Source organism: Lactobacillus kullabergensis (assembly GCF_003151025.1).
Classification (GTDB): domain Bacteria; phylum Bacillota; class Bacilli; order Lactobacillales; family Lactobacillaceae; genus Lactobacillus; species Lactobacillus kullabergensis.
Map to the genome: position 1 here is coordinate 310922 of NZ_CP029477.1, position 13443 is coordinate 324364.

Sequence of the window (13443 nt, forward strand, 5' to 3'; positions counted from 1 at the left end):
AAGTTAATGTATGATTTTAATATATTTTGAGTATTTTTTAACATCATCTGGAGAAACTTTTGGATCCGTAACCAGAAGATCAAACTTATCGAGATCACGAAACGTGATGATATCAGAATGATTTAGTTTGGTATGATCGGCTACTATGAAAGATTTTTTTGCGTGAGCAATTGCTATGTTTTGAATATTTCCTTCAGGTATTGTGCTGGTAGTTACACTATTATCACTGATCCCGTTAGTTGAGCATAATGCATAATCAAAATTTAAGCCTTCAAAGATGTTTTCAGCTTTTTCGCCTAAAAATTCTTCTGTGTTCCTATGTAGTTCTCCACCTGTCAAAAATAAGCGGCATTTACTTTTATTAATTTCGTTAAATGCAGGCAAACTATTGGTTACAAAAGTAAGATTTTTAGATAACAGTAAAGGCACAGACATTAGTAATGTCGTTCCGGCACCTAAAAAAATTGTTGAATTATTAGTAATCTTATTTGCTAATAATTTAGCAATTTCTTTTTTTTCAATAATATTTTTTTGTAACTTTTCATTTGTAGTTGACTCGGGTTGGTAATTGCTCTGAGCACCACCATATATTCTAGTGATTTTGCCTTGCTCTTCTAGCCTTTTTAAATCACGTCTTATAGTCATTGAAGAAACATCTAGGCTTTTGGCAATATCAACAGTCGTCATAAAACCAGTTTTACGTAACAGGATGTTTATCTCTGTTAATCTTTTTTCTTGTAAACTCAAAAAATCACTTCTTTTAAATAATTTTATCACCATTTTAGTAATATATCAAACACATATTAACATATTAAGTTTAACTATGTTTAAGTTTGTTATATTTAGGTTGACATTGTTAAAGATGCGTATTATATTGAAACCGTATACAAATATAACATTTAGCAAATTTACTAATAGTTACAATAGAAGGGGGAATATCAGTTAATGAAAAGACAACCGTATACTTTGTCAAATGTAGTCGTTGAAAGGGATAACGATACGATATTGATAAAATCAGATAATGTTTTTTCTGAAAAGTCCGAGTTGTTTATGGGAGATGTACCAATTAAAAGTAATATAAACATAAAAGTAGGAGAGAGTAATTCAGGAAATTTCAAATTAATTTTGCCTAAATCGAAGCTACCTAAATATTTTGTCATTAGGTCTAAAAAATATACCAGCAATGTATTTGCGGAGAGAGTGTTACCTCTGGAAAATGCTATTAATGTTCGCGATATGGGAGGGTATGAGTCTAATGATGGTAGAACACTTAAGTGGGGACTCTTGTATAGAGGAGATCAGTTAACCAATTTATCTGAAAATGATTGCGATCTTTTAGCAAATTATAATATCAGTACAATTATCGATTATCGTTCAGCTCATGAGAGGCAATACCATCCAAATAAATTAATACCAACAGTGGTTCAACAATATTATTGTGATCCTCAATCAAGCTTTTCCGAAGTTTCAGCCGATGTAGTTGATTTGAAAGGTGAGAATGAAAAGCTAGTCAATGCGTTGGAAAGTGGTGCTATTCCTAAAAGATATATTAATGATAAGGGCAGGAACGTTATTGAAAGTTATGAAGATATGGTAACGTCTTCAAAAGCTCAAATTGCTTATGGTAGAGCTTTAAGGGCAATGGTGAGATGCGAAAGTCTGCCAATTTTACATCACTGTCGTGGAGGGAAAGATAGAACAGGTTTTAGTTCAATGCTGTTTATGCTTCTTTTGAATATAAAAGATGAAGAAATTGTACGTGACTATATGATAACCAAAACCGTTCGACAAAAACGTAACAAAATGAAATACGATTTATATCATGAATTAGTAGAAAGAAAAGACTATCTAGATTATTTAATGGCAATGATTGATACACGCGAAATATATATAATGTCAGCTATTAAAAAAATCAGGGAGATATTTGGCACCTCTGATAATTATTTTCAGCAACATTTTGGACTAAGTATGGAGCAAATAGAAACAGCTCGGAACTTTTATCTTGAGGAGGGAAAATGATGAGTGAAAGCGAAAATGAAGTAGCAGTTATTTTAGCTAGTCATGGTTATTTCGCTCAAGAAGCTTTAAAAAGTGCAGAAATGATAGTAGGAAAGCAGAAAAATTGTGCTACTTTTTCTGTTACCGAAGAGATGAGCTTGAAAGAGGCAAGAAATCAACTGTTCAATATTTACAATTCACTGGAAACAAAAAAAGGAACAGTGATTTTAGTAGACATTTTAGGTGGTACGCCATCAAATGTTAGTGGAGCATTGTGTTTACAGACTGATAATACAGTGGTTTTAAGCGGCTTAAATATGCCCATGTTATTAGATCTGTTTACCAATAGGACTCGCAGTTTAAAAAGTATAGCTAAGTTGCTTAAAAACGCCTATCAATTAGGTTTTAAGAATATTTCAGATACATTAACGGAAAAGAGGCAGGACAATAATGGGAGTAGTTTTTTGTAGGATTGATGATAGATTGCTTCATGGTCAAGTTGTTACTACATGGTTGAATGTTAAGCAAATTGAGCAGGTAATAATCGTAGATGATAATGTAGCAAACGATAAAATTCAGTCTAATGTTTTACAGATGAGTGTAGACTCAAATATAAAATTACATATTTTTTCAGTAAACAAGTTTTTAAAGATAGTTCCAAATTCTACAATTACAAGACGTACGATGCTGTTATTCGCATCTCCAATAGCTGTTGATAAAATTGTAAGTTCAGGGTTCAAAATAGATAAGTTAAATATTGGAGGTGTTCGTAGTAACGGAAAGCGTAAGCAGTATGCAAAAGCTGTTTTTTTAACAGAAGATGAGAAGAATGCTCTACAAAATTTGCTGAGGCAAGGAGTAGACATCGAAATTCAAATGGTCCCCACAGATGGAATAGAAAAATTTAGTGAGGTTTTAAATAAATGAAAATAATTGCAATAACTGTATTAGCTTTTTTTATAAGTATAGATGATGTTAGTTTTAAATTGTTTAGGAGACCACTACTTATTGCTCCAATTATTGGACTAATGTTAGGTAATTTACAGGCAGGATTAGTTATAGGAGCAACTTTGGAAGTTATGTGGATGGGTACAACAAATATCGGTGCTTATCAAGCACCAGATATTATTACTGGTACTTTAATCAGTACATCTTTAGCAATCATGGGTAATACTAATGGTTCTATTGCCAATATGGTAGCTACGGCAATAACTTTAGCAGTTCCGACATCAATCTTGGCTCAGCAACTTTTAGTGTTAATTGAAACTGTTAATACATCTTTAAATGGATGGGCTAAAAGACTGGCTGACAATGCGGATGTTAAAGGCACTAACTGGCTAGTTTGGCCTCCTGCAATATTGAATGGTCTTGCAAGGGCTTTTCCGACCTTTTTGGCTTTAAAATTCGGTGCTGGTGCAATTCAGTCTGTAGTTAACGCACTACCAAAATTTATAATAAATGGTTTAAGTACGTCAGGCTCTATTATTCCAGCGGTAGGAATAGCCTTGTTAATGATGACTATGTTAAAAAAGCCAGAAATGTGGATGTTTGTTATTTTAGGATTTGTTTTAGCAGCATATATGAAGTTAGCTGTTTTGCCGATTACCTTAATAGCTTTAGTGTTTGCCTTCTTATATGAACGTGCAACGCGTAAAACAGTTGTTAATAATACAAAACCCGATAGTAGTTCTACAGAATCACAGGAGGATTATGATTTATGAGCGAATCAAAACACAAATTAAACAACAAAGATTTATGGAAAATAGCATGGCGCATAAATTTTATGCGACTCACTCTTAATTATGAGACTTTAAATGGTGTGGGTTTTATGAGAACTATTGCACCAGCATTAGCTAAAATATATCCAAATAAACGTGATCTTTCAGAAGCAATGAATCGTCATCGAGTTTTTTATAATTCACATATTAACTTTGATGGGGGAATTTTAACTCTTGCAGCGGCAATGGAAGAAACTACAGGTCCAGATGAAAAAGATAGTATTAATGCTCTAAAAACTGGATTAATGGGTCCATTTGCTGGATTAGGTGATAGTTTAGTGAAAATGACTTGGACACCAATAGTGGGTAGTATAGGCGCTTCGTTGGCATTTGCAGGTAATGTTTTCGGACCAATTCTAATGTTCATTCTTTATAACATTGTAAATATTGGTGGACGTTTGTATGCTGTATTTTTTGGCTATCATAAGGGTATGGACTTTCTGAAAAATAACCAACATAGTGACGCAATTAAAAGAATTTCAACTATGGCCAATGTAGTTGGTTTAATGGTGGTAGGGGCATTAATTGCAACAGTTGTAAAAGTTTCAACACCTATTAAATTTGCAGTTCATTCTACTATTTCCAATAAAATTTCAACAGGTACAATAAGTCTACAATCAATGTTTGATAAAATAATGCCCGGATTATTGAGTTTGGCAGTTACAGTTGTATCATATTTGATATTGAAAAAGACTAATGGAAAACATGCCGCATTGTTAATAGTAATTATGATGGCCTTAGTTGTTGTTCTTTCTTATTTTAAAATTTTATAGATTAAAATTTTGCGCAAGGAGAGACTAATTTATGAAATATCCTGCAGGAAGAATTCCATTTGAATATGAACGAAATGATTTAGCAAAAGTTGTCCGTGAAGTAATGGAACGTAGAGACACTAACATTGTTGGTGGCAATATCAGTATTAAAGTCCAAGATGAAGCTGGAAAATTCTTTTATGTGATGACACCAACGATGATGTCAGAAGCTTATATGGGTTACTTGAATGCGGATCAAATTCTTGTCATTGAACCTCATACACGTAAGGTGATTTCTGGCACTGGTAAGGTTACCAGAGAAATTAATATGCATGAAGCAATATATGATGCTAATCCTGAAATTAAGTGTGTTTTTCACTCACATGCCGATCAATGTATGTTCTGGGGTACTAGTGGCTTAAATATGCCAAATGTAACCGAAGCAACTCAGAAATTAAAAGAAATTCGCACTTTAAATTGGCATCCAATGTGTACTGAAGAACTGGCAGAATATGTTTCCGCTGAAATAAAGAAATTAGGTGCTAAAGCTTTAAGAAATGGATTCATTTTAAATTCTCACGGTACTTTATTTACCTCCGGTGGTAAGGACATGGATCCATTGACTGCTCTGCATAAATCTTTAGCAGATGTCGATATTACCGAATATAATGCTAAAGTTGCTTATAAGCAGACTGTTTTCCAACAAATAGGTGTGCTAGACGGTTATTACTCAGAAGGAACCAAAATTGGGACTTGGGAAGATGTTAAAGCTGGTAAAGCACTCTATAATAAAAAAACAGCGCAAAATAAAAAGGGTGACTAAATAAATAGTACCCTTCTTACAAAGTTTGACCACTTTGACAATATAATACTTTTGCGTTGAATGCAACTATTATTCAAGATTTTTGTGTAAGCCTGATCATTTTGATCAGGTTTTTTGGTTAATGTAACATTGTAGAAGAAGGTCATAAATAGCGATAGCAAAAGGGTAAACATTAATTTAATAATGTTAGGCATATTTGTATTATCAATCTTTTTAGGACTGATAGGTGTAGTATAATTAAATAGACAGTCATTCTTAAATAAGAGGAGGAAAAGCCGATGACACGATTGCAAAAAATGGTATTAAAGCCAAAAGAGCAGTTAGTGACACGGCTTTTTTTGTCACCAAAATTAAAGCAGAATTTAACCGTTCTTTCATACAGTACTCATGACTTAATAAATGCTATGAAGGAAATGAGTGCTAGTAATCCCTTTGTGACTTTGAAAGAGCCTAAGGGCGAGATGCAGAATTTGGAGTGGCTGCGCTCGCCTGAAGGAGAAAATTTAATAGACCATTTATTATTGCAAGTGGATTTAAGTGACTGGCACACTTGGGAAAAAGGCGCAGTCAAGGCATTGATTTACCATCTTGATGAAGATGGCTATTTGAGAATTGATTTGGCTAAAATTGCGGAACAAACTGAGTTTACGCTTGAAAAATTATTACGGGCAAAAAGCCTGCTTCAAAGTCTTGACCCTTGTGGGATCGGAGCTGCGAATCTGGCAGAATGTTTAGCACTTCAGGCAACACAAAAAGACAATTTTAATCCTGTAGCACTTGAAATTTTGCTTAATAATCAGTTGGAAATGCTGGCAGATCCTAAAAAATGGTCTAACTCTAGGTTTTCAATATCTGAATTAAATGATGCATTGGCCAGCATACAAACACTGAACCCGACTCCAGCCAGCGATTATATAGTCGACAGTAATGTTCAATATTTGTTACCCGATTTGATTTACAAGGTAACAGATGGACGTATAACGGTAGAAAACTTTCAAGCGCAAATACCAGAGATGGTTTTTGATGAAAAATCATATCGTGAATTAAAAGATCAGTCTAATGAAAGTAAGTATTTTTCGGAGCAAAAGCAGCGTTTTCTTGAAATGAAAAATGCGATTGCAGAGCGTCAGAAAACTATCATGAGATTGGGTAAATATGTGGGCCAGTTTCAACATGGTTTTTTAACTACAATGCAAAAGCAGAAATTAAAGCCACTTGGTTTAAAAGAAACCGCTCAGGCTTTGGGTCTGGCACCAAGTACAATTAGCAGGGCGATTAAAGATAAATACGTCCAGTGTCAGAATAAGGTTTTCAGTTTGAAAATTCTTTTTCCGCGTAAAGTAACTACTGATTTATCCCAAGCACGCATAGAATACGACCTGCAAAAGATCATAAAAAAAGAAGATGTCCGTGCTCCCTTAAGTGATCAGCAATTAGTAGAAATTTTTGCAGCGCATGATGTGACTTTAAGTCGACGAGTGATTGCTAAATACCGTAAAAAACTCAATATACCTAATAGTTACAGTAGAAAATCCAAGTCAATTGATTAATATTGGCAAAAAAAATCCTAACGTGGAATGAAATGTTTCATAAAAGTTAGATTAATGTCTAACATTTTAGTTGCAATTCAGAATCGTTAGGATTTTTGTGTTATCAGCTAATTTTTAAGGTAAGTCATTGCCGGTAGCTAAATAAATATCATACCATTCCTGTGCAGTAAGTGAGATATCTGCTCCCTTGGCACTGTCAATGATATGAGCTGGTGTCATCGTACCGATAATAACTTGTGTATTTGCCGGGTGCCGCAAAATCCAGGCAGCAGCCACAGCATTTTTAGAAACACCTTTTTGATCCGCTACTTTTTGTAAAGCTTCGTTGACTTCTGGAAACTTAGGATTGCCAATGAAATTGCCTTCAATTTGACCGTATTGGAAAGGCGACCATGCCTGAACGGTCATGTTGTGCAAGCGTGAGTAATCCAAAACGCCCCGATCGTGGTCAATGCTGCGCTCATCGGTCATATTAGTGTGAATATTGAAATCAATTGGACCAGTGTGCATAACGCTTAATTGCAGTTGATTAATTAACAGTCTTTGACTAACTCCACTCTGCAGTAAATCGACTTGCATCGGGTTGAAGTTGGAAACGCCAAAATGACGCACTTTACCGTCTCTTTGTAACTCATCAAAGGCAGCAGCGATTTCTGCAGGATCCATTAAGGCATCAGGTCTGTGCAGCAGCAAACTGTCTAAATAATCAATTTTCATACGAGAGAGAATACCATCCACAGCATTAATTAGGTATTTCTTAGAAAAATCATACCTGGTAGTTTTATAATCTAACTCAGGATTTTCATAAATTCCAGTCTTTGATTGAATGTAAAAATCGTCGCGTTTTAAAGATGATTTTTGTAATGCTTTTCCAAAAATTTCTTCAGATTTACCGTGACCATAGATATCAGCTGAATCAATATAATTAATCCCAGTTTCATTGGCAGTTTCTAATGCCCTGACAGCTTCTTCTACGGTCAATTTATTCATGCGCATAATTCCCAGTGCAATGGCTGAACCAGTAAAGTTAGTGTTACCAATTTTAATTTGTCTCATAATGTACCTCCTTTCTTTAGTATACGCTTTCTTAGAGGCAAAAATTTAAAAACAGGGAGTTTTAATTTACATTTAGCAATAATTGCAAAAACCTAATATTTTTTTAAAAATAATTTTATTTTTATCATTATTTTGTATATAATAGATATTACATAATTTTGAAAAAACAAGTAGGAGGGAAAATTATGAGTAATAAAATAGGAGTTATCGGTGACGGTCACGTTGGCAGTACGGTAGCGCAACAGTTAATATTAACAGGTTTAGTAGATGACCTCGTTATGATTGATGTTAATGAAGCAAAGGTTAGAGCAGATCAGCTTGATTTTCAAGACGCGATGGCAAATTTGAAGCATCACACTACTATTACAATCAATGATTATTCCACCCTCAAGGATGCAGACATTGTCATTAGTGCTTTTGGAAATATTGAGTTGGAAGCAGGCGGCGAGCGTTTCGCAGAATTGAACTATAATCGTGAGCGAATTGGAGACATTGCGGAGTCAATCAAGAAGAGCGGCTTCAATGGTATTTTGGTTGCTATTACCAATCCAGTTGACGCAATTACTAATATGTATCAAGAACTAACTGGTTTACCGCGCAAACATGTCATTGGTACCGGTACCCTTTTAGATACGGCTCGTATGAAGCGTGCTGTTGGTGAACGGATGAATGTTGATCCTCGTTCAGTTGAAGGCTTTAACTTGGGTGAACACGGTAATTCACAATTTACTGCTTGGTCAACTGTTAAAGTTTTGGAAAAACCAATTACTGAAGTAGCTGAAGCAAAACACCTTAAGCTTGAAGACTTAAACGATGAAATTAAGTTTGGTGGTCAAACAGTTTATAAGGGTAAGCAATATACTAACTACGGTATTTCAGCTGCTGTGACTCGTTTGGTAGAAACCATTCAAAGCGATGCTCACACTGAAATGCCAGTTTCAAATTACCAAGAAAAATATGGTACCTACTTATCTTACCCAGCTATTGTTGGTCGTGATGGTATTGTCCAAACCGTTGAATTGACACTGACAGATGAAGAAGAAAAGAAATTACAGGCATCTGCAGAAACAATTAAAGAAAAAGCTAATAAGTAGTTCTAGTTTGTTTAGTAAAAATGATGGTCACAAAGATCATCATTTTTTTTATTATATAAAAAAAGATAGTGAATTATTTTCTTATAAAGGGTATTCTTATAGTAATGAAAGCGTATAAAGGAGAAAATAGATGAAAAGAGTTAATGAAGATTATATTTTAGGTCTCGATATCGGGACCAACTCTTGCGGCTGGGCCGTGACTGATAAGAAAAATAATTTATTAAAGCTCAGAGGAAAAACAGCAATTGGCTCACATTTATTTGAAGAAGGTCATACTGCTGCTGATCGGCGCGGCTTTAGAACTACCAGAAGACGTCTTAAACGGAGAAAATGGCGCTTAAGACTTTTGGAAGAGATTTTTGCGGAACCGATGGCTAAGGTAGAACCGGGATTTTTTGTGCGCCTGCACCAATCATGGGTGTCACCGCTAGATAAAGATCGTAAAAAGTATCATGCGATTGTGTTTCCAACAGCTAAGGAAGATCAGGCATTTTATCAAAAATATCCTACAATCTATCATTTGCGTGATGCATTAATGAAGGAAGACCGTCAATTTGATTTACGGGAAATATTTTTAGCCATCCACCACATTGTTAAATATCGCGGTAATTTTTTACAAGATACACCTGTTAAAGACTTTGAAGCTTCCAAAATTGAAGTAGGTCCTATATTAACAAATATCAACAACGCTTTTGCGGAAAAGATAGTTGAAGATCAAGACCCTATTGAACTAAATGTCGCAAACGCTGCTGAGATTGAGGCTGTTATACGCGGTAAAGATGCGGATAAAACCCTTTATAAGATGGACAAGGTCAAGAAAATTGCCAAGTTATTAACAGATTCAACTGCCAAGGAAGAAAAAAATGTGGCCAAGCAAATTGCTAACGCCGTCATGGGTTACAAAACGCAATTTGAAACTATTTTAGGCAAAGAAATCGATAAAAGTGACAAGGCGCAGTGGGAATTCAAACTTTCGGATGCAGATGCAGATGATAAGCTGGATGCCTTATTACCGGATCTTGATGAAAGTGATCAGACTGTTGTCGCTGAAATCGAAAAATTGTTTAGCGCGATTACCTTAAGTACTATTGTTGATGAAAATAAGAGTTTATCACAATCTATGGTAGAAAAATATAATAAGCATCATCAAGACTATAAGTTGTTAAAAGCTTATATCGACACTTTGCAAGACCGCAGTATAGCTAAAAAGTTGCTTTTAGCTTATGATTTATACGTTAATAATCGTCATGGTCGTTTGCTGGAAGCCAAAACAGAATTTAAGCAGGATGGCGCTTTAACCAAAGAAGATTTTTATAAAACAGTTAAGGATAACCTTGATGATTCTGAGCTAGCGCGCAAGATTGCGCAAGAAATAGCTGCAGATAACTTTATGCCTAAACAGCGGACGAATAGTAATGGTGTAATTCCGTTTCAGCTGCATCAAATTGAACTGGATAAGATTATAGCTAATCAAAGTAAGTATTACCCCTTCTTAGCTATAGAAAATCCGGTAGAAGATCACCGTAAACAAGCACCCTATAAATTAGATGAACTGGTCAGATTCAGAGTGCCTTATTATGTGGGACCGATGATTACAGCTGATGAACAGGAAAAAACTTCTGGTAAGAACTTTGCCTGGATGGTCAGAAAAGAAGATGGTCAAATCACGCCGTGGAATTTTGAACAAAAAGTAGACCGGCAAGAATCCGCCAACAAGTTTATTAAACGCATGACTATTAAGGATACCTACCTATTAGGTGAAGATGTTTTGCCTGCTAATAGTTTGCTTTATCAAAGATTTGAAGTTTTAAATGAGCTTAATAATATTAGAATCAATGGTAGCAGGATCAGTGTTGACCTCAAGCAACAAATTTTCAATGAACTTTTTGAAGAAAAGAAAACTGTCACGGAAAAATCCTTGACAAGTTATTTGAAGCAAAACCTCCATTTGCCAACTGTAGAAATTAAGGGACTGGCTGATCCAACTAAATTTAATTCAAGTCTGGCGAGTTATTATCACCTCAAAAGCTTACACGTATTTGATAAGGAATTAGCAGATCCACAATATCAAAAAGACTTTGAAAAAATAATTGAGTATTCGTCTATTTTTGAAGATAAAAAGATATACCAAGATAAGTTACATGCTGAATTTAAATGGTTAACACCTGAACAGTTTAAAGCTGTTTCAACTTGGCGCCTGCAAGGTTGGGGTAGATTATCACGCAAGCTCCTTGTTGAATTACATGATACAAATGGCCAAAACATTATGGAACAACTGTGGGATAGCCAAAAGAACTTCATGCAAATTGTGACTGAACCAGATTTTAAAGATGCAATTGCTAAGGAAAACCAAAATGTTACTCAAGTAAATGGTGTTGAGGAGATTCTGGCTGATGCTTATACCTCTCCTGCTAACAAAAAAGCTATTAGGCAGGTTGTCAAAGTAGTAGCTGACGTTGTAAAAGCAGCTGGTGGTAAAGCTCCAGCACAATTTGCGATTGAATTTACACGTGATCCTGATAAAAATCCCCAGTTGTCGCATATTCGTGGTACTAAATTGCTCAAGGCATATCAAGAAACTGCAGGCGAATTGGTAGATCAGAAACTGACTGATAGCTTAAAGGAAGCAATGACCAGCCGTAAATTGCTTAAAGATAAGTACTTCTTGTACTTTATGCAGACAGGTCGTGATGCTTACACTGGTAAGAAAATTAATATTGATGAAGTATCGACAAATTATCAGATTGATCATATTTTGCCACAGTCATTTATTAAAGATGATTCTTTTGATAACAGAGTATTAACTGCTACTCCATTAAATGCAGAAAAATCGGATGATGTACCTTATAAGCGCTTTGCCAATAATTACGTTTCAGACTTGAAGATGACGGTAGGTGAAATGTGGAAGCACTGGCAGAAGGCTGGCATCATTAATAAACATAAGTTAGGTAATTTGCTGCTTGATCCAGATAGATTAAATAAATTTCAAAAATCTGGTTTTATTAACAGACAATTGGTAGAAACGAGTCAAATAGTTAAATTAGTCTCAGTTATTTTGCAAAATAAATACCCAGATGCAGAAATTATTACTGTTAAAGCTGGAGATAACTCGGCTTTGCGTCAAAGACTAAACTTGTATAAGAGTCGTGACGTAAATGACTATCACCATGCCATTGATGCCTACCTTTCAATTATTTGTGGCAACTTTCTGTACCAGGTTTATCCTAAGTATCGGCCATACTTTGTATATGGTCAGTTTAAAAAGTTTAGCCAAGATCCAGACTTACAAAAAGATTTGATTAAGCGTTTCAAGGGCTTCACATTTATGTGGCCTTTACTGCAAAAAGATAATTCTGAGCGTAAAGCTTTAGAAGAAATCAAAGAAAATAATAGTGATCGAATAGTCTTTTACAAGCATCCAGACATTTTTGATAAATTACGTAAAGCATATAATTATAAATACATGCTAGTCTCAAGGGAAACGTCAACTGAAAATAGTAATATGTTCAAAGTGACTATTTACCCTCGGGGAGAACGTGAGCTTGCGAAGACTAGAAAGTTGATACCTAAGGCCAATGGACTTGATCCGAAAATTTATGGTGGCTACAGCGGCAACACTGATGCATATATGGTAATTGTCAAGATTGATAAGGGCAAAGAATCTATCTATAAAGTTATTGGGATTCCAATGCGCGCTCTTGCAGGCTTGAAACAGGCCAAAAAGCAAGGCAATTATAAGAAAGAACTTCACAAAGTGCTTGCCCCCCAAATTATGTTTGATAAAAATGGTAAACCTAAGCGGGGTGTTAAAGGCTATAGAGTAGTGAAAGATCATGTACCATTTAAGCAAGTCATCTTGGATGGCAACAAAAAATTTATGTTAAATTCTTCAACTTATGAAATTAATGCTAAACAATTAACACTTACGAAGGAAACTATGCGAATAGTGACAGATAACTTGAAAAAGGGCGAGGATCAAGATGAATTATTAGTAAAAGCTTATGACGAGATTTTGCAAAAGGTTGATCAGTATTTGCCTTTGTTTGAAAAAAATAATTTTCGTAATGGATTACATGAGGGAAAAGAAAAATTCTTTAAATTAACAGCAAAAGATAAAAAGATCACTTTGAGTAATATATTGAATGGATTACATGATAATTTAGTTACTCCTAGCTTAAAGAATATTGGAATTAAAACACCGTTTGGTAAGATTCAAGTACTTCCTAATATTATTCTTTCACCCAATGCAGTATTAATTTCTCAGTCACCAACAGGACTTTTTGAAAAGCGAGTTAGGATAGCTAATTTGTAAGCTAAAATAGGGAAGCGCAATAATCCGATTCCCTATTTTTGTGCATAAAAAAGCCTCCGCTATAGAGCTGAGGCAGGACG

General features: G+C 35.0%; 11 protein-coding genes. 9 read left to right on the plus strand and 2 right to left on the minus strand.

Annotated elements, in window-relative coordinates:
* Positions 1-3: 3 nt before the first annotated feature.
* Entirely contained in the window at positions 4-747 is a 744-nt protein-coding gene (locus tag DKL58_RS01515; RefSeq protein ID WP_239386405.1) for a DeoR/GlpR family DNA-binding transcription regulator, read from the minus strand.
* Positions 748-945: 198 nt separating this feature from the next.
* On the opposite strand from DKL58_RS01515, the gene DKL58_RS01520 reads away from it, so the two are divergent.
* From DKL58_RS01520 to rpoN, 7 genes are all read left to right on the plus strand, one after another.
* Complete coding sequence (locus DKL58_RS01520; protein WP_109585843.1) at positions 946-2019, plus strand: tyrosine-protein phosphatase; 1074 nt, start codon at positions 946-948, stop codon at positions 2017-2019.
* Positions 2019-2468 (plus strand): PTS sugar transporter subunit IIA, encoded by a 450-nt coding sequence (locus DKL58_RS01525; RefSeq protein ID WP_162542312.1) that lies wholly within the window; start codon positions 2019-2021, stop codon positions 2466-2468. The genes DKL58_RS01520 and DKL58_RS01525 overlap by 1 nt, the downstream gene beginning before the upstream one ends.
* Positions 2449-2925 (plus strand): PTS sugar transporter subunit IIB, encoded by a 477-nt coding sequence (locus tag DKL58_RS01530; protein WP_109585845.1) that lies wholly within the window; start codon positions 2449-2451, stop codon positions 2923-2925. The genes DKL58_RS01525 and DKL58_RS01530 overlap by 20 nt, the downstream gene beginning before the upstream one ends.
* On the plus strand, positions 2922-3719 hold the full coding sequence (locus DKL58_RS01535) for a PTS mannose/fructose/sorbose/N-acetylgalactosamine transporter subunit IIC (RefSeq protein WP_109585846.1): 798 nt from the start codon (positions 2922-2924) through the stop codon (positions 3717-3719). The genes DKL58_RS01530 and DKL58_RS01535 overlap by 4 nt, the downstream gene beginning before the upstream one ends.
* On the plus strand, positions 3716-4549 hold the full coding sequence (locus DKL58_RS01540; RefSeq protein WP_109585847.1) for a PTS system mannose/fructose/sorbose family transporter subunit IID: 834 nt from the start codon (positions 3716-3718) through the stop codon (positions 4547-4549). The genes DKL58_RS01535 and DKL58_RS01540 overlap by 4 nt, the downstream gene beginning before the upstream one ends.
* 31 nt (positions 4550-4580) lie before the next feature.
* The gene (locus tag DKL58_RS01545) at positions 4581-5351 is read left to right on the plus strand and encodes a class II aldolase/adducin family protein (RefSeq protein WP_109585848.1); all 771 of its coding nucleotides are present in this window, start codon (positions 4581-4583) and stop codon (positions 5349-5351) included.
* 278 nt (positions 5352-5629) lie between these two features.
* On the plus strand, positions 5630-6901 hold the full coding sequence (gene rpoN, locus DKL58_RS01550) for an RNA polymerase factor sigma-54 (protein ID WP_109585849.1): 1272 nt from the start codon (positions 5630-5632) through the stop codon (positions 6899-6901).
* 114 nt (positions 6902-7015) lie between these two features.
* Here rpoN and DKL58_RS01555 read toward each other — a convergent pair whose 3' ends face one another.
* The gene (locus tag DKL58_RS01555) at positions 7016-7957 is read right to left on the minus strand and encodes an aldo/keto reductase (protein WP_109585850.1); all 942 of its coding nucleotides are present in this window, start codon (positions 7955-7957) and stop codon (positions 7016-7018) included.
* Between the two features lie 185 nt (positions 7958-8142).
* Here DKL58_RS01555 and DKL58_RS01560 point away from each other — a divergent pair, with 185 nt between their 5' ends.
* A complete protein-coding gene (locus DKL58_RS01560; RefSeq protein WP_109585851.1) occupies positions 8143-9051 on the plus strand; it encodes an L-lactate dehydrogenase in 909 nt (302 codons plus the stop codon).
* Positions 9052-9181: 130 nt separating this feature from the next.
* Positions 9182-13363: a type II CRISPR RNA-guided endonuclease Cas9 gene (cas9, locus tag DKL58_RS01565; RefSeq protein ID WP_109585852.1), complete on the plus strand. Its 4182-nt coding sequence runs from the start codon at positions 9182-9184 to the stop codon at positions 13361-13363.
* Positions 13364-13443 lie beyond the last annotated feature (80 nt).

What these genes read in the sequence shown, in the direction of transcription:
- DKL58_RS01545 (WP_109585848.1), top strand. Translation starts at nt 4,581, where the DNA reads ATGAAATATCCTGCAGGAAGAATTCCATTTGAATATGAACGAAATGAT.
- DKL58_RS01555 (WP_109585850.1), bottom strand. Translation starts at nt 7,957, where the DNA reads ATGAGACAAATTAAAATTGGTAACACTAACTTTACTGGTTCAGCCATT.
- rpoN (WP_109585849.1), top strand. Translation starts at nt 5,630, where the DNA reads ATGACACGATTGCAAAAAATGGTATTAAAGCCAAAAGAGCAGTTAGTG.
- cas9 (WP_109585852.1), top strand. Translation starts at nt 9,182, where the DNA reads ATGAAAAGAGTTAATGAAGATTATATTTTAGGTCTCGATATCGGGACC.
- DKL58_RS01540 (WP_109585847.1), top strand. Translation starts at nt 3,716, where the DNA reads ATGAGCGAATCAAAACACAAATTAAACAACAAAGATTTATGGAAAATA.
- DKL58_RS01525 (WP_162542312.1), top strand. Translation starts at nt 2,019, where the DNA reads ATGAGTGAAAGCGAAAATGAAGTAGCAGTTATTTTAGCTAGTCATGGT.
- DKL58_RS01560 (WP_109585851.1), top strand. Translation starts at nt 8,143, where the DNA reads ATGAGTAATAAAATAGGAGTTATCGGTGACGGTCACGTTGGCAGTACG.
- DKL58_RS01535 (WP_109585846.1), top strand. Translation starts at nt 2,922, where the DNA reads ATGAAAATAATTGCAATAACTGTATTAGCTTTTTTTATAAGTATAGAT.
- DKL58_RS01530 (WP_109585845.1), top strand. Translation starts at nt 2,449, where the DNA reads ATGGGAGTAGTTTTTTGTAGGATTGATGATAGATTGCTTCATGGTCAA.
- DKL58_RS01520 (WP_109585843.1), top strand. Translation starts at nt 946, where the DNA reads ATGAAAAGACAACCGTATACTTTGTCAAATGTAGTCGTTGAAAGGGAT.